Source organism: Ciceribacter sp. L1K22, from assembly GCF_017599385.1.
Classification (GTDB): domain Bacteria; phylum Pseudomonadota; class Alphaproteobacteria; order Rhizobiales; family Rhizobiaceae; genus Allorhizobium.
In genome coordinates this window covers 37,050-52,972 of the sequence record NZ_JAGFPK010000002.1, presented here as the reverse complement: position 1 = coordinate 52,972, position 15,923 = coordinate 37,050, and the positions used below count along the sequence as shown (strand labels likewise).

The window sequence follows — 15,923 nt, the reverse complement described above, 5'->3', positions numbered from 1 at the left end:
CGATCATGGAAAATCTCAAGACCGCTTTCTCGACACGCTTGAAGCAGGGCCGCGCCTTTTATGGCGCGTTGGCCCTTCTTCTTACTATCTACCTGATTTACAACATTCTTCATCCACGCGGTTTTTCTTCAGCCGTACTCGTCCAAAATGCCAATGAGACTGTCGCTATCGCTTTTCTGGCGATGGCCCAGACGGTGCCTGTCCTCATGGGCGGCCTCGACCTCAGTGTCGGCGCTGTCATGACTCTGACATCATGCATTGCATCCGAGCTGGTCAACGGCTCTCCCGCCGAGATCCTGTGGGGCATATTGGTCACCCTCCTCGCCGGCACGGCATTCGGGTTGATGAACGGTATTGTTATCGTCTATGGGCGGCTTCAGCCGATCATCGTCACACTCGCAACCGGTGCCATCGCTATCGGCCTTGCGCTTTTCATCCGTCCAAAACCGGGCGGCGAGATCGACGGAGACCTGAACTGGGCCTTTACCAACAGTCTTTGGGATTTGGTTGACACCTACCAGCTGTTTGACCCGGACGCGGCCTGGTTCTCGCCCTTCGCATGGATTCCCACCCCGCTCATTCTGGTGCTTTTGGTGGCCTTCGCAATCTGGATGCCCTTCCGCAAGTCCGTTACCGGGCGGACCGTCTATGCCATCGGCTCGGCAGAAGGAGCGGCATACATGTCCGGCCTGCCGGTCAACCGGGCTAAGATTGCGGCCTTTGCGCTGGCTGGCTTCTTATCCGCCTGCGGCGGGCTTTATCTGGCGATCCAGACCTCCTCGGGAAATGCCGACGTGATGCAGGCGGGCGCCTATACGCTCAATTCCATCGCGGCGGTGGTGCTCGGCGGTACGTCGCTGCTTGGCGGCGTCGGCGGTGCGATCGCATCGCTGGTCGGCGCCTGCATTCTGCGCGTCATGTCCTTCTATTTCCGCATCGTTTCGATTGATCCGCTGCTACAACCGCTGATCGAAGGCATCGTGCTGCTGGCGGCCGTCAGCCTCGGCGCCTTGCGCACACTGCGTGTCAGGAACCGACTTGATCTCTTTCGCTAGGTGACATGATGAACAGCTTTCCATCGAAAATCCGGCCTGAGAACAAGCCAATCCTCATCGCTTCGCTCTTCATACTCGTCATCCTGACGATTGGCACCGGCTACACACTTAGCGTCCAGGGAACCGCACCGCTTCTGTCACCCAATTACCTCCTGCAGCAATTGCAGACGGGCTCGTTTCTCGGCATCGTTGCGGCGGGCATGATGATGGTCATCCTGCTGGGGCATATAGACCTGTCCGTCCCGTGGACCCTGACCGCAGCAGCCATGATGGCAGCAAGCGTGGGCGGTGACATGGCCCTGCCCGCCGGCATTGCGGTCGGGCTCGCAGTTGGCCTCGTCAACGGACTGGGCGTCGCCTATCTGCGCATTCCGTCCATGATCTTCACCCTGGGCGTCGATTCGGTGTTGCGTGGACTGATGGTCGCCCATACCGGTGGCTTTGCCCCGCAGGACCAGGCGACACCGCTGATGCGTTTTCTCGCTGCTGATCGCCTGCTGGGAGTTCCGATGGCGATTTTCGTGTGGATCTTGGTTTCGATCTGCATTGCGCTGACGCTGAGCCGCACGAGTTTCGGGCGCTCCATCTACGCAACCGGCAACAGCGAAGGTGCCGCCTACCTCTCCGGCATCCGCACCCATTTCGTCATCATTGGCGCGTTCATGGTTTCCGGCGTGTGCGCAGCCCTTGCCGGCGTGCTTCTCGCCGGCTACTCGGCCAAGGCCTATCAGGGCATGGGTCTACCTTACCTGCTCCCAGCCATCGCCGCCGTCGTGCTCGGCGGAACGCGCATTCTCGGCGGACAGGGCAGATACATCGGCACTCTTGTCGGCGTAGTGCTGATCGTCCTCCTGAACTCGGTTCTCTCCATCATGCAGATGCCTGAGGCGGCACGGCAGATCATCTACGGCACCGTCATCGTCGGCATGTTGCTCGTTTATGGCCGCGGCGCGAAGGTGAGCTCCTGACCAGGCCGGAGCCGATTCGGAATGACGTAACGCGGCTAAAGACGGGAGCGCTAAACGGATCCTCAGCCCGAAAACGAGCCGATGCACAGCGTGATGTCGTCATATTGCGGCCGGCGACCGGCGAAGTCGAGTACCGCCGTCTGCAGTTCCTGCATCAAATCGGCCGGATCACGGTTGGGGGTCTGCCGCACCAGCTTGATTAGCCGCTCGTCACCGAACTGGGCGTCGCTGTCATCGAAGGCTTCCGGAATGCCGTCGGTGTAGCACACCAGCAGACTGCGCGGCGAAAGCGGCAGATCAATCGTGGCGTACGAGACGTCCGGAATCATTCCAAGCACCAAGTCGCCCGTTTCCGGCAGATAGGTGACATCCCCCTCGCCCGATTTCAGGATCGGCGAAACATGACCTGCATTGGCATAGCGCAGCCGTCGCTCGGTACGGTCGAAAATGCCGTAAAACATGGTCACGAAAAGGTTCTGGTCGTTGGATTCCGACAGCACACGGTTGGCTTCGGCAAGCACCTCGCCCGGCGGACGACCGGTCATCGCCAGCGAGCGGACCACTGTTCTCGACATGGCCATGAACAGCGCCGCCGGTGTGCCCTTGCCGCAAACGTCGGCGATCAGGAAACCGACGCGACTGTCGTCTATGGTGAAATAGTCGAAATAGTCGCCGGCCACCTCCTGCGACGGAACCATCTGCCCATGAAAGGCGACGCCCTCTGCCAGCAGCGGACCCCGCGGTAACAGTGCCTGCTGCAACTCCGAGGCAATCGCGAGCTCGGCCTGCAGCCGATGCAGCGCCTCCTGGTTTGCATGGGCGGCACGCAGCGCCTCTACAGCCTTCGAAAGGCGCTGAATCTCTATCGTGCCGGTGCTGGTATCGAGTGGCGGTGCCTCTTCGCCGCGCGTCAGACGGTCGATGACGTCGATCGCTGCATCCAGAGGCCGGAAGGCACGCTTGACCATCCACACCAGGCCGCCGAGCAGATGTCCTACGAACACCACGACGAGACCGCCCGTCAACCATTGAAACCATTGGGTCTGACGCAGTTCGGCAGAAGCTTCGTTCGACACGACGAGATAGCCAAGCACCCGACCGTGCGTGAAGCCGTCGGCAAGCGGGATCAGCGTCGCTCCGGACCTTGCGCTTCCGGTTTCGGGTGGTGCGCCATCGACGCCGGCGGCCAGAAGCTGGACATCAAGATCGACACCCTGATCGAAATGCTCGACGATACGCGAAAGCGGCGTTGCGACGATCGCGTAACCAACGACGCCGAACCGGAACCGCAACGGCACAATCTTGAGCCGATAAGTGGACGAACCGTCACCTATATCCAGGTCGGCGAAACCCTCGGTGTCGCTGGTGCGCACCATCCGCGAGACGACATCCCCGAAATCCGCAGGCGGGCGGTGACCCAAGCTTGTGTATATCGGCGCAAGCTTCTGGTCGAGAATGATGATTGAGCGCCCCTCGGTCATGGCTCCCACATCTATACGCTCAAGAACGGCATCGGGGCGCTGCTGGAAGACGGCGTTCAAAAGCTCCACATCGCGGCGAATGCGGCTGGCGATATCCTCCTCAACCGCGCTCTCGTCATCCACATGGTTCTGCCACATCGCTTGGATGAGAACGGTCATGTCGCGACGAGCCGCCTGATCGGTGACACGCACGCTCACCACGACCTGGGCAACGAAGATGACGCTGAGGATCAGCGTCGCGATCCCGACAAAAAGGGCGATACGAGACCTAAGAGGCATGGATGCGCTCCGCGCTCCGGCGGCGGGTCCAGGCGGGATCCAGACCGGCGAGGGTCGCATAGGCAAGCGGAGCCAGTGCGACGAGGCAGGCCATCACGGCCGGAAGCGCGAAATCCTCCGGCGTTTCGACGAAGAGGCCGAGGGCCATGGCGGTGACCAGCGCGATCAGCCGAACGTAGGTCAGCATTGTCTTCGCCCCGTCGCCGATCCGAACGAGAAAGGGTAACTCGACACTCAGACGAGCCGCCGCACCCGACAAGGCGGCGGCGAGAGCGGTGCAGACAACGACGCTCCACCCGCCGATATAGGCGGCGGCGACAAACATCACTGCGGCGAAGATGCAGACCTCAAACAGAGCCACACGTCCTTTCAATCCGGGATTGATCGCTCCTGCCAGCCGATAGCTGACGAGATGTAGGATGAAGCAGCACAGAACATAAGAGAGCGCGCCAGCGGCCAGCCAATCCCGCTCTTGGCGAGCGGCAAGGACGACGAGAAGAAAAAGGGACGTCTGCATAAGCCCAAGGCAAAGCCATATCCATGGAAGGTCGGGAAGGCCGGCAAGCTGCCAGTCGGCGCGTGACTGCCCTCGCCACGCCGACAACTTGCCCACCTGGGGCGAAATCGCGATCGACGCGACGGCCAGTACCAGAACGGCGACAGCAACAGGCGCTCCGACAGTCACGGAACCGAGCATCTCCGCACCCATAAGCACAACGCAGGGCAGCATGGCGACCAGAAGGTGCAGTGTCCGGATCGATTGCCCATGCGAGATGAATGCCACCCCGACAAGCAGGCCAGTTCCGCCATAGGCGAGCGCGACTTCGAACCAAAGGCCGAGTAGAATTGAGACGACCGCTATACCCATCGCCAGCATTGCCAACCGCGCACGAAGCAAGAGGCCGAGGATCAGGCCGACCGCGAGCGAAGCGATTTTTAGACCTTGCGGAAAAGTCGAGGGACCAAGGTCAGCGAACGGGCTGAACAGGATCAGAAACAGCAATGCCGGCGCGACCGCGGCGGCCAGGGGTGAGCGTTCCGCGCCGCTCACGCGACCGTCTGCCAACCCAAGCAACAGCGCGCCACCACAAACCCAGAAGACTCCCACCGCCACCGCCAGGCTTCCAAGGTCCACCAGGATCGGATGGACGCTGACAACCGCATCGACACGGATACCGTTTGCGAGAACCTGGCCAACTCCCAGATCGACCAGCCGAGACAGTGGCGGCGCCGACAACAGGGTGGCCACTGTGGAGCCGAAACTTTCGGTACCGGCCTGGAACTGCAAGCCGTCCACGCCTTTGACCGTCAATTGATTGATAGCGGAGTTGGTCCCGAGTTGCCGGGCCAGAAAATCCTGCATGCCAACCAGTTGATCGAACCGCATGCCGAGCTGGGCGGCACGGTCGATGTCCGACGCGGTCTCCGCGACGGCAAGCACGGCTGCCTGCCGGGAGATTGCCGTCGACTGGATGCCAAAGGCTACCAACAGCAGCAGGGACGTAGAAACAAACGCAGCAGCGGCGATCAGTGCCACGCGGCGCAACGGCAAGAAGCCGACAAACAGAGCGAGTGCGACGCCGAATATCGCAAGGCCGACCGAAAGAGCCGTCCGACGCCATTGCGCCGCGTCCCGTTCACCGGTGATCGATCGAGACAAAATGAGACGGCTTGTGGCTTCACCGTGACTGTCGAGGATTGCACGTTCCACCACAAGCGCATCGACGTCGGACCGGATCGTATTGGCAGCTGGACGATGTCCGTCGGCGGAAAGGCTCAGCGCTTCCAGCCTGAGGCTCAGTGCATCTTTGCCCGATGCCAAGGACGGCGGCGGTTGAAGAAAGGCTTCTACACTGCCCGGACCAGTCAGAGAAAGCCCGTAATCCAATGAAGCCTCAGCGTGCCCGACATAGGAATCAGCGATCGACGAAACGCTTTCCGTCACGCGCAGGTCAAGCCGTTGTTCAACCATGCGCTCCAGCGCGAAAAGTCCACCACCGAGCAGCACCATGGCCACCAGCCAGAAGGCTACCCGCCGGAGCAGCGGCACGCTCCCCTCGCCGCGTCCGCGCATCGTCACTGGCCTTCGGGCGGATTTACGATTTCGGCGTAACTGAGCAAGGTCATAGGCGGATAAAGCTTGAGCGCCGCGGCCGTCTTCATGTTGACGATGTAGGAGTGGCGGTCCAGCGCAGCGATCGGCAGGTCGATCGGCTTGACCTTGTCGACCAGGATACGCTTCGCCTGGTAGCCGGCCAGCCGGCCGATCATCGCGTATTTGGAAGCGACGGCAAGCAGCGCAGAACTCTCGGTCACCGATGTCTCGTAGCTCGACGCCACCGGAATACCGGCCTCGATCGCCGCTTCGGTGTAGACGTCGGCATTGACGGTGATGAACGAGCTGCTGCCGATATAGAGAAATTCGACGCCGCGGTCGGCCGCCTCCTGGATCAATTGCGGAATATCCTTAGGATCGGGCTCGCCATTGGTGAGTGGCATCGGCAACATCACGAGCTCAAGGCCAAGTTCATCCGCGGCGCGCTTGACCACGTCGGCGTTCAGCTTGGAGTTCAGTTCATTCTCGTTGTAGATGATTCCAAAACGCTTGAACGGCCTGTATTCCAGCATCGCCTTCAATTGCGTGATCTCGGGCACGCGGTTGCGCGTGCCGCTTACATACGGCCGGCCCGAAGATTCATAGGACTTGGCAATCTTCGCCGCGACCGGATCCGCTACAACCATGAACACGCTCGGAATGTCGCCAATGTATTTCGAAGGATCCGGCGCGTCGTAGGTGCCGACCAGTTCCGCAGTCACATTGGTGCCCCAGGTGATAACAAGGTCTGGACGCATTTGTTTGATTTCCTCGACGAATGTGGGCAGGGCTGCCTTGTCCGTCTTGGCGTCGCGGATAACGACATCCGCCGGCATGCCGCTCTCCTTGATGTAGTCGACGAAACCCTGACAAGCCTCCTCGCACCCACGCCAGGCCGCCATGTAGATCGTGAACCGTTGTCCACTCTCCTGAGCCCGGACGAATCCGCCAAGGAATCCTACCAGCATGAGGGCCGAGACGGCCGTCACCGACATCCTCTTCAAACAGGACATGCTTCCCTCCTCCGGTCTGCGACCGTCAGCGGCCTCATCCCGAGACCGCGGGCTTGGCGCCACTGGCGCCTTCCCTCGCGATGATGATGTAGAATAAGGCGGACGCAGCAACGATGCCTATACCGACGATCTGAATCGCCATCTGGAACCCGAACTGGACCACCAGAAATGCGGCGAACAGCGGACCGAGCACGCTTCCGATGCGTTCCGTGGTGCGCAAGACGCCGAGCACGGTGGTACGGCCAATCCGAGCTGCCTCTTCGTCCGCGATTTCCAGCGCGTAGGCGATCTGCGGGCTCTTCGTCACCGAATGGCCGAGCCCCATTATAAACACCATGAGCACGACGCCCCAGATGTTTTGCCAATCCGCAAAGACAATGAGACCGATCGCCGATATGACGCCGCCGAAAGCCAGCATGAACCCGGTCCGGCCAAGCCAGTCGACAATACGTCCGCTCGCCGATCCGAGTAGAATAATTGTCAGCGAATAGAGCAGCATGACCCGGCCGATTTCCGCCTCGTTGGAGCCGAGATTGGCCAGGTAAAGCGGAACCATATAGAATAAAAATCCGGTCAGCAGAATCTTCGATGGGATCGCCGCTAGAAGGATCATCGCCGTGTAACGGGTATTCTGCATGAGCGCCGCAATGCCCCGTATAAGGCTCATTTTCGGCGTCTTATCAGCCGCTAGCTCGGAAATTAGCATCGAGCGAGCCAGCAGACCGGCAGCGAGCGAAAGGCCGACGGAAATCCAGAAAACCGTGCGGTATCCGACACGGTCAGCGAGAACGCCGCCTATTGCCGTGCCGCACATCGTCGCGCTCATCAACACCCCGACGAACATGGCCATCGCCCGTCCGCGGTTCTCGCTAGTTGCAATCGCGGCGATATACCCCTGGCACGAAATGATGATAATGGCGTAACCAAACGCGGTCACGCCGCGACCGATGACCAGAGCAAGCGTATCGGGCGCCATGGCGCAGATCATGTAGCCGACGATCGCCGGGGCCAAGCCGATCATGAACATAAGGCGTGCGCCATAGTCGTCCGCCCAACGCGACGCGAAAGGCGTAACGATGGCAATAGTGCCCATGTAGACCGATATCGGCAATCCGACCAGAACCTCCTGCGAAATCAGGGAATTCGAGCCGGCGAGACTTGTAGCGTAGAGCGGAAGCCAGGATTTCTGCAACTCATCCGCAAAGCTGAACAGGAAGAGCGGTACGCGCACATCCACGAAACTGCCGATAAACAGACGCTTGGGACCAGCAGAACTGAGGCTGAAGCGGGAGGAGACTGTCTGAAGCTGATTGTGGACAGAAGGAGCGGCATTCGAGAGCGACGCCACCAGGGTGACGAACCGCCGGTGCAGCGAGATTACCACGTCGGACACACGCCTGGTTATCTGGCCGATCTCGTCGTTGTTCTTCGGATCGATATAGGTGTCGAACTTGCCATGCGCGCCGTTGACTACCAGGAAGATCAGTCGCCGGATCGGCGTGACGATGTGAAACAGGATGAATGCGGTCATGATCTCGAACGCGACAAGCAGCGAGACAATTAGAATGACCACCATGTCAAACAGGATGTCACGGAACTGACCGTTGATGAAATCAGGGGCGATCTCGACGCTAAGAACTGCATAAATCTGATCGCCCCTCATAATCGGTTGCTCGAGCACGGGCGCGTTGCTTGAGAAAATGCCGAGAAGTCTTTCAGCGCCGGAAAGAAGTATCAGGCTCAATCGGTCGTTTTCCGGAACTGTGCTGTCCTGGTTAGACTCGACGCTCTCGGGAAGTGCCGCCCGCGCTGTCTTCGCAGCCGCTGGCGTATCCTTGCCCCGTCCAACGCTCGCCAGAACGTTTCCCTCGGGGTCCTTGAGTTGTAACGACTGTATCTGGGAGTTGTTCTCGATTGTCAGGACAAAGAAGTCTTCCACGCCAGCGAGATCTGCGGCCGGAATACCAAGATCGGCGGCCATGTCGAGCGTATTGGTCACCGACTGGGCGATCTGCGTACTCGCCGCGTGAATGTCCGGCTCGAGATCCTTCTGGAAAGCCTGGATCGTCATCACGAAAAGGGCGCAACTCGCAACGACGACAAGCAGCGCTACGGCAAGGCCGACATGGCGCGTGATACGCTGGGCGGCGCTATCGACCAGTCGTTCGCTGCTCGTCATGCTATCAGTGTCATTGACCATTCTTGCGGCTTTCGGCGTTGGCAAGCATCTCAATTGCATCGAGTGTCTGGGTGGCTTCCTTACGCTGCTGCTCAAGGTCGCCGAAGATACGCCCGAACCAATGAAGCGTCGGAGCCAGCGGCCCGCTGGCATTGGCCACCCGCGTTTCGTCGCGCTCCTCGACAACCGAGCGCATTGCCTGGATCGACCGACCGAGCGGCCTCAGGCTGACGAAAACCACCATGGCGGCCAGCAGAGCGATCGGCATCAGTGTAATGAAGGAATAGGAGATAATACGCCGCAACATTGCGTTGTCGCGTTCGGTGATGACCGCATCCGGCTGCAGTGCCACGATCGCACCCTCGGACTCGCCGAAAGAATTCACGATGGTGCTGCCGACAATCAGATAGCCGCCATCGCGGAAGCTCCAGCTCTTGTCCCGGGCAGCGATATGCGTCAGCAGGGGCGCTGACGCAACGGGCAGCCCACCGACTTGCCCCGGCATCGACACTAGCTCGCCACGAGCATCGACAACGACGACCCGCGCATCGTCGTCGATCAGTTGCGATGCCACGGAAAGCGGCCCGCTGGGCTGCTGTGCCAGAGCCCTCAGGCTCACGCCAAGCGAGCCGGCCTTCTCGACGGAGGCACGCGCATCCTCGATCACCACGGCAAGGCGCTTTGACATGGTTTCAGTCAGGATGGTTTCGTATTTCACAATGCTCATCAGCCCGAGGAGCGCCAGCGCCGCGACGATCACAAGCATACTGTAAACGTAGACGCGCAAGCCGATGCGCATTCGCAATATCCTTACCTAAAATCGTGCCGCCGAGGTGTACCACCTGCTATTGACACTTCCGTGACTGCCGTCAACCGTCCGGCAAGCGATCCTTACCGCCTTAAATCGCCCCTCTCGAAGCTCGACACCTTGACGTCGAGTGACAGGAAACAGCTGGTTTCTGTGTCGACCACCGCCTCACCGTCTACCCTGTATCCGAGCCGGGTGTCCGCCGCCTGCCCCGAGATTGTAAACACCAGCGCCTGGCGTCCGCTGAAGTCGCGTTTGCGGTCTGGTAGCATCGATAATTCTATCGCCAGTTTTCGTCCGTCGGCAATGATCGTCGTTACCTGTCCGAGGCTTCCCCCGCTCGGCGTGGCCTCGCGATAGACGAGGCCGGCGCGATCGCGAAGGTAATCGAGCAAAGCAGCCTTCAGCGCATCCGGTTCACTTGCAAGCGGTCTCCAGCCCCCCATATCAGGCAACCTCCTCATCGACCGTCTCGGTGTCGACCGGAATTCCGACGCTCGGGCTTGCAAGATCATCCAGACAGCGGCGAATGTCGGCGATCACTTCGTCGCGGCTGACAGCCCAGGGACCGACGCATCGCGTCTGCGCCACCTCGATCGAAGGGTACCAGACGGAGCGATCATCCTTTGCAAACCAGTACCAGACCGCGTTCGGTTGCGTCAACGCTAGGCCACGCACACCCATCGCACCGGCGAGATGGAGCGGCACGCAATCCGGGGCGAGGACGAAATCACACTCGGCAATCGCGGCCGCCACATCGGCCATCCCCGCCATATGCGCGCCTGCGTCGATGACATGCGGGAAAGCGCTCAACTGATGCCGGCCCTCGTCCCAGACGACCGAGATGAACGTGCCTGAAAATTCCCCCAGGATGGGACGGAGATCGTCGAGCAACAGTCCGGGCCGCTCGGCATTCCACGCCAAGGCGACAAGCGGTCGCGGAAATTCGGCCAGCGCCGCGCGCCAGATGGCGCGCTGCTGCACCGGCGGCTCCAAGTACGGGACGGTCGCGCCCAACATCTCGGGGGAGATATCCGCCAAGCCGATCAGCGCCGGCAGCGAGATGCCGGGCGGGGCCGGCGTACCCGCAGCCACCGGCCGAAAGGACATTCCGGGCACGAGCGCGGCGATATCCGAAAACAGCGCCGAACCGGTCCATTCCACCGGGCGTCCGACTTTTGCCAGATGCGCAAGCCGCAGGAGTGGTACAATGTCGATGGAACTGGTCGTGGGCGGGATGGAGACGGTGATCGGCAAATTGGCGACATCACTGGCGAGCGATTCGACAAAGGCATCGAGGTTGGCAAGCGTCGCGGCGGCGGCCTTGAAATCGCCCAGAGCCAGCGACGATTCCCGACGCAGACCGTCGACAAGAAGCGCCTGCACGGGCGAAACACGATCGGCAAGCGGAGCGAGCAGCTTGAGGCAGACAGTATGCGCGCCCGACAGGCGATAGCAATCTGCCAGACAGATCAATGCGTCGATCCGGTTCGGATGCGCGCGCGCCACTTCGCTAAAACGCTTCAGCGCCGCCTCACCTTCGCCCCGGAGGATCTCGACCCGGACATGGGCCCGCCACGCCACCAGCAGGTCGGGGCGGATCGCGATCGCCCGCGCGGCAAGGCGCCTCGCCTCCGAAAGCTCTCCGCAATTTGCGTGGCATTCGACGAGATCGATCAACACGGCAATATCCGCCGGCGCTAGGAGCAGCGCGCGCTCGTAACGGTGTAGCGCGCCGCGATGATCACCGAGCGCCAGCAACTGGCTTGCCAGAAGCGCATGGCACGATGCGTCTTCCGGTGCCAGGGCCGTGGCGCGTTCGGCAAGCGACAGAGCGTCCTCGACCATGCCTCCAGCAAAATAGAGACGCGAAAGCGCCGAGATGAGTTCGGTATTCTGGGGTTCCTGCCGCAGCGCCTCGACCAGAATGCGTTCGGACGCGGCCGGGTCACCGAGAGCAGCGGCCCGCTCAGAGCGAAGTCGGGCGGTCGACACACCGTTCGGATCGAGGAGGACGATCTGGTCGATCGCAGCCACGGCGCGCTCGGGCTCGCCGCTCCGTTCCGCACATCGAGCGAGAAGCGCAAGCGCATCTACATCGTCCGGCGCCAGCGCCACGGCAGCTGAAATTGCCTCCAAGGCCTCGGCGCTGCGACCCTGGTCCGCGAATATCCCGGCGATCGCCTTCAGGGCATGACGGTGTCGCGGATTGACGTCAAGCACGAGCTGATAGAGCATCAGCGCGCTGTCAAACCGGCCCTCGCTTTGATGGGCGGCGGCGGCGGCCAGTCTCTCCTCGATCGATATCATCGCCGTCGCCTCAGCCAACGCTGACGCGCTCGCCGTCCAGCCGGACGTCGCGCTTGGCGGTGATGAGGGCGATCTCGCTGTTCTGGGTGACGACGCTCGAGATCGTCTGCACCAATGAACCGGCCTCGAGCACGTCGACCTCCCGTACCGCGGTCGTCCGCGATTGCGCGGTGGTGGTGACGGTCCGGGCGCCGACGATCTTGTCGACAACCGTCTCCGTGATGCGGCGGAAATTGCTGGTCAGGCTCTCTCCGGCCTGTAGCAATGCGCGCGCCATAAGCTCGACGCGCGGCGCTGCAAGACTAATTGTCGCGGCCTTCACCCCGAGACGGCCGGCGACCTGCAGCACCGCATCCGTTGCACCCGGTACGCCGAGTTCCGCCACGCGCTCGGATTGCCGTTCAAGCACGGCGAGGATAAAGGCGTCGCGATCCCCAACATGAACGAGCACGCGATCGCCCATCGCCGGTGCAAGCAGGCAGCTCGCCGCCTGACGGGCGACCAGACTATCACCCGCGTCGGTTTCGAGGATTGCCTCGCTGGTCGTCACAAAGGCCCGAACGGTGGCCCGCAGCATCCCATTTTCGACCGCTGACACCGCGGCTTCGCCAATCCGTTCCTCGATCGCCCTCTCGACGATCAACAGTCGTTCGTTTTTTGACATGCCGGCATTCCTTCCTTACGCGGGTCGAACACGCTTCAAATGTAGCTGGTCAGGCCGTTCGTATAACTTGCCAATCCCTCGAGGCCGGACTTGATCCCACCCTTGACGGAGTCGATACCGTTAGAGATAGCAGTTATCGCGCCGGTCTTTGCCTCAATGGCGTTGAGCGCGGATCTGACGTTCTCCATTTTCACCCCAATTGCATCACAGGTTAAAGACCCGCTCTTGAGCTCGGTCTTCCACTGAACAATGTCCATTTTGTAGAGGCCGATATCTGACTTTGCCAGATATATAACGACATCGACTGTCTTGATACTCAGCGCGACGGAAAGAGTATATGAGAACGCACCACCTAGAAACACGCTCGTCGTCCCACCGAAATATATACTGTCAGATATACCGTTAGTGAACTTGGTGTCATTGCCGTATTTGATTGAATAGGTATTGGCGTCCGTGTATGTGTATTTATCATCTACTATATATTCGTAATCTTTTCCGTCAATATTCTTGGTCGCCTTGTTCGCCTTGATTGTCACCAACGCCTCTTTGACACCGTCGGTCGCCGTACCGCCAAGAGCCTCGATGAGGATCTGCGATGCATTTTTAGAGCGTATGGTTATGGTGGACTGCGACTCCACTTTGATCGCCTTATCCGCCGTGATGTCGAGCGTCGATTGCGTGTCTATATTCATGCCCGCTTTCGATTGGAGAAAGAACTTCTCGCCGGCGCGAAGCAACATTCGGCCGTCGCACGACAGCAGAATTCCCCCGCGATAGCCGCCGGAGGATGGACCACTGGCATTGGCGAGCGCATTCGCCCCCTCAGAGTCCATGTGGTGTTCAGGATAAAAAGCGCTGAGATCCGTCGCGGCAGCCTCGACACTGGAGTAACCGCCCAATCGAAGGATCGCGCCCGGCGCCCTCGAATCGTCGGCGGAGGAAGTCCGCGAGCGCCCGGCATTGTAGGGCACGAAAAGATGAGCCGATCCATCCTGAATGGAGGATTTTTGCCCGGTGACGGGTTTCCCCCCGCTTCCCTGACTCTGTGTGATAGGCATGCGTTGTTCCTTTCGTCCTGTCGATCCCGGTGCCCGCCGAGCTTAAAGCCCGCCATCATTGAATTCGAACACGATACCCGAGGCGGTGCGCGTGCGATGCGCGACGGCGGCATTTCGCTCCGACACCGGATTGCTTTTTTCCCCGTTGGACATCGCGCCCGCGATCACCGGACGGTCAGGATCGCCGTTGATGAACGCGAGCAAAACCTCGGTGCCGACGAGAAGAGTTGAATGGGAGCCATAGCCATCGCCACCGCCATAAGGTTCCGCCTTGCGAACCGTGTGACTTGCCTTGCCACCGGACAAGCCGCTTTCCTCGTCTAGGATGCGCACATGATAGCGCCCCTGGTCGTCGAGTTCGGCGCGATCGGCCCCCTCCGAACCGTCTATGACCGCATGCAACAGCCCGTGCACGATAGGTTTCGGTGTCTTTAGCGAGGGGCGGAACGGCGCGTCCATCGGGAGGCAGACGAACTCGTTGGAATAAGGCTCGGCCACTTTATCCGGCGAGGAGAAGCCGCTAGGTGTCGGCTCGGCGATACGGTGCACGACCTCCGTTACTACGTAATGGCGCTCAAAGGCGCTGTCTGGATGGTCGACGAGTTTGAAGAACATGCCCGGACGCATCAGCGGGATATTGCTCTTACCGATGAAACGCAGGCGCTCGGCCTCCAGCATCTCCGCACGGACCTTCGCAAGCGACTGGCCATCCTGTGGGGTCGCGTAGTGCTCGCCGTAGCGGACCTCGATCCCCTGCCCTTCGAACGAGGTACTGGCGGTGACTTTCAGGTCGACGCTCGGCGTGTCGTCATTGTAGTCGCGCAGCTGCACATGGCCGGGTTTCACCGTCCAGGCGGAATTGAAGGACCGTACCGCGAAACCACCTGATCCGATCAGTTGCTCGCCACTTCGGAACGGCAATTCTTCGGTCAGATCCTTGCCGGCCATCCGGTTGAAATGGACGTTGCGGTCGCAGATCAGCAGCTCTTCCTGCTCGCCTTTGTGATCGAAGGCATAAAAGATGCCGAACTTTTCACAAAGCCGCGAGAAGAAGGCGAAATCGCTCTCGAGATATTGCAGGACAAAGGGAAGCTTCGGATATGCGCCACTCGCAAGCATCCGGTGCGGGATGCGACGCGCCGCGCGATTGCCGCCAGTCACGGAACCCGACTTGACCGCATCGCTGAGCTCGGCGTCGATGATGTCGAGCACGGTCATGTCGCGGTCGGTACCGTAAACCTGGTTTTGGCCGCTGAGCCGCATCAGCGACATAGCCGGCCCGATGACGATACGATAGACGAATTCCCGATTTCGGGTCGGGTCGAGACTGCCCGCGAATAGGATGATCCCTTTAACCTCAAACGTTTCGTCGAGAACCTTGATCGTCAGCTTGGCCGCCTTGCCGAGCATCGACTCAAGGTCGAGAACTTTGGGCGATATGACATCGACCTCGAACTCGTAGAGTTCGCTCAGGGCTTCCCGCCCGCGCACCTGATCGGCGTGCACGGCGTCCTCGTCCAGATTGGGTAGCGATATCCTGATTTCCTGAGCATTCTGCATGGCGTTCACCTCGGCGAGGCCTCCGGTCGGAAACGGTTTGTTCGGCGGTCAGCCGCTCGGATTGAGTAGACGGATTTGCGACGGAACGATCGTCGTCCCGAAGGAGTTTGGCGATATGCCGTTCTGGATCGTCGGATCCATCAGCGCCCGGGTGGCCGGCATCGCCTGCACGAAGAGCTTCACGGAGCCCTTCAGGTTAGCGCTTTTGGAGCACACCATGCCGGATAGCACGCCCGGCCCAGGTCCGGCGATCGAGACCGGAGCCATGTTCATAAGGTTATGGCCCGGCATGCACGTCAGGTAGAAGCGCAGGCAAATCGGGATGTCGGTTGGACGCATGCCCATGGAGAACAGCGGCACCGGTATCGGGCCGACGGGTGTTGGCTGCAGGTAGACGTCGGGAACCGAGAAATCCATGCCCGGTATTGGCCCCTGCGAATTGACGAACGGCAT

13 protein-coding genes are annotated in these 15,923 nt (G+C 60.6%); 2 read left to right on the top strand and 11 right to left on the bottom strand.

The features are described 5' to 3' along the window. Positions 1–5: 5 nt before the first annotated feature. Together J5J09_RS18285 and J5J09_RS18280 are read left to right on the top strand one after the other, a co-directional pair. Entirely contained in the window at positions 6–1,055 is a 1,050-nt protein-coding gene (locus tag J5J09_RS18285) for an ABC transporter permease (RefSeq protein ID WP_208553673.1), read from the top strand. 8 nt (positions 1,056–1,063) lie between these two features. After that, the gene (locus J5J09_RS18280; protein ID WP_208553672.1) at positions 1,064–2,023 is read left to right on the top strand and encodes an ABC transporter permease; all 960 of its coding nucleotides are present in this window, start codon (positions 1,064–1,066) and stop codon (positions 2,021–2,023) included. Between the two features lie 62 nt (positions 2,024–2,085). Here the strand turns inward: J5J09_RS18280 and J5J09_RS18275 are convergent, their stop codons facing one another. From J5J09_RS18275 to J5J09_RS18225, 11 genes are all read right to left on the bottom strand, one after another. Then, positions 2,086–3,783, bottom strand: coding sequence for a PP2C family protein-serine/threonine phosphatase (locus J5J09_RS18275; protein WP_208553671.1), 1,698 nt, complete (start codon positions 3,781–3,783; stop codon positions 2,086–2,088). After that, positions 3,773–5,857 carry a hypothetical protein gene (locus J5J09_RS18270; RefSeq protein ID WP_208553670.1) on the bottom strand — a complete coding sequence of 695 codons (2,085 nt, stop codon included), beginning with the start codon at positions 5,855–5,857 and terminating at the stop codon, positions 3,773–3,775. The genes J5J09_RS18275 and J5J09_RS18270 overlap by 11 nt, the downstream gene beginning before the upstream one ends. 2 nt (positions 5,858–5,859) lie before the next feature. Continuing rightward, positions 5,860–6,891, bottom strand: a complete 1,032-nt coding sequence (locus J5J09_RS18265; RefSeq protein ID WP_208553669.1) for an ABC transporter substrate-binding protein — start codon at positions 6,889–6,891, stop codon at positions 5,860–5,862. 34 nt (positions 6,892–6,925) lie between these two features. Further along, positions 6,926–9,070, bottom strand: coding sequence for an MFS transporter (locus tag J5J09_RS18260; protein ID WP_208553668.1), 2,145 nt, complete (start codon positions 9,068–9,070; stop codon positions 6,926–6,928). A 10-nt stretch (positions 9,071–9,080) separates the two neighbouring features. Continuing rightward, a complete protein-coding gene (locus J5J09_RS18255; protein WP_208553667.1) occupies positions 9,081–9,869 on the bottom strand; it encodes a hypothetical protein in 789 nt (262 codons plus the stop codon). Positions 9,870–9,961: 92 nt separating this feature from the next. Further along, the gene (locus J5J09_RS18250) at positions 9,962–10,324 is read right to left on the bottom strand and encodes a hypothetical protein (protein WP_208553666.1); all 363 of its coding nucleotides are present in this window, start codon (positions 10,322–10,324) and stop codon (positions 9,962–9,964) included. Position 10,325: 1 nt separating this feature from the next. Further along, on the bottom strand, positions 10,326–12,188 hold the full coding sequence (locus J5J09_RS18245; RefSeq protein ID WP_208553665.1) for a tetratricopeptide repeat protein: 1,863 nt from the start codon (positions 12,186–12,188) through the stop codon (positions 10,326–10,328). Positions 12,189–12,198: 10 nt separating this feature from the next. Then, complete coding sequence (locus tag J5J09_RS18240; RefSeq protein WP_208553664.1) at positions 12,199–12,852, bottom strand: DUF3540 domain-containing protein; 654 nt, start codon at positions 12,850–12,852, stop codon at positions 12,199–12,201. Between the two features lie 35 nt (positions 12,853–12,887). Next, complete coding sequence (locus tag J5J09_RS18235) at positions 12,888–13,910, bottom strand: hypothetical protein (protein WP_208553663.1); 1,023 nt, start codon at positions 13,908–13,910, stop codon at positions 12,888–12,890. 42 nt (positions 13,911–13,952) lie between these two features. Next, complete coding sequence (tssI, locus tag J5J09_RS18230; protein WP_208553662.1) at positions 13,953–15,470, bottom strand: type VI secretion system tip protein TssI/VgrG; 1,518 nt, start codon at positions 15,468–15,470, stop codon at positions 13,953–13,955. Between the two features lie 48 nt (positions 15,471–15,518). Further along, positions 15,519–15,923, bottom strand: a complete 405-nt coding sequence (locus J5J09_RS18225; RefSeq protein ID WP_208553661.1) for a PAAR-like domain-containing protein — start codon at positions 15,921–15,923, stop codon at positions 15,519–15,521.

Excerpts from the sequence above, each read along its gene's own strand:
- J5J09_RS18225 (WP_208553661.1), bottom strand. The coding sequence starts at position 15,923 with ATGCCGTTCGTCAATTCGCAGGGGCCAATACCGGGCATGGATTTCTCG.
- J5J09_RS18280 (WP_208553672.1), top strand. The coding sequence starts at position 1,064 with ATGAACAGCTTTCCATCGAAAATCCGGCCTGAGAACAAGCCAATCCTC.
- J5J09_RS18245 (WP_208553665.1), bottom strand. The coding sequence starts at position 12,188 with ATGATATCGATCGAGGAGAGACTGGCCGCCGCCGCCGCCCATCAAAGC.
- J5J09_RS18260 (WP_208553668.1), bottom strand. The coding sequence starts at position 9,070 with ATGACGAGCAGCGAACGACTGGTCGATAGCGCCGCCCAGCGTATCACG.
- J5J09_RS18275 (WP_208553671.1), bottom strand. The coding sequence starts at position 3,783 with ATGCCTCTTAGGTCTCGTATCGCCCTTTTTGTCGGGATCGCGACGCTG.
- J5J09_RS18250 (WP_208553666.1), bottom strand. The coding sequence starts at position 10,324 with ATGGGGGGCTGGAGACCGCTTGCAAGTGAACCGGATGCGCTGAAGGCT.
- J5J09_RS18235 (WP_208553663.1), bottom strand. The coding sequence starts at position 13,910 with ATGCCTATCACACAGAGTCAGGGAAGCGGGGGGAAACCCGTCACCGGG.
- J5J09_RS18265 (WP_208553669.1), bottom strand. The coding sequence starts at position 6,891 with ATGTCCTGTTTGAAGAGGATGTCGGTGACGGCCGTCTCGGCCCTCATG.
- J5J09_RS18240 (WP_208553664.1), bottom strand. The coding sequence starts at position 12,852 with ATGTCAAAAAACGAACGACTGTTGATCGTCGAGAGGGCGATCGAGGAA.
- tssI (WP_208553662.1), bottom strand. The coding sequence starts at position 15,470 with ATGCAGAATGCTCAGGAAATCAGGATATCGCTACCCAATCTGGACGAG.
- J5J09_RS18270 (WP_208553670.1), bottom strand. The coding sequence starts at position 5,857 with ATGCGCGGACGCGGCGAGGGGAGCGTGCCGCTGCTCCGGCGGGTAGCC.
- J5J09_RS18285 (WP_208553673.1), top strand. The coding sequence starts at position 6 with ATGGAAAATCTCAAGACCGCTTTCTCGACACGCTTGAAGCAGGGCCGC.
- J5J09_RS18255 (WP_208553667.1), bottom strand. The coding sequence starts at position 9,869 with ATGCGCATCGGCTTGCGCGTCTACGTTTACAGTATGCTTGTGATCGTC.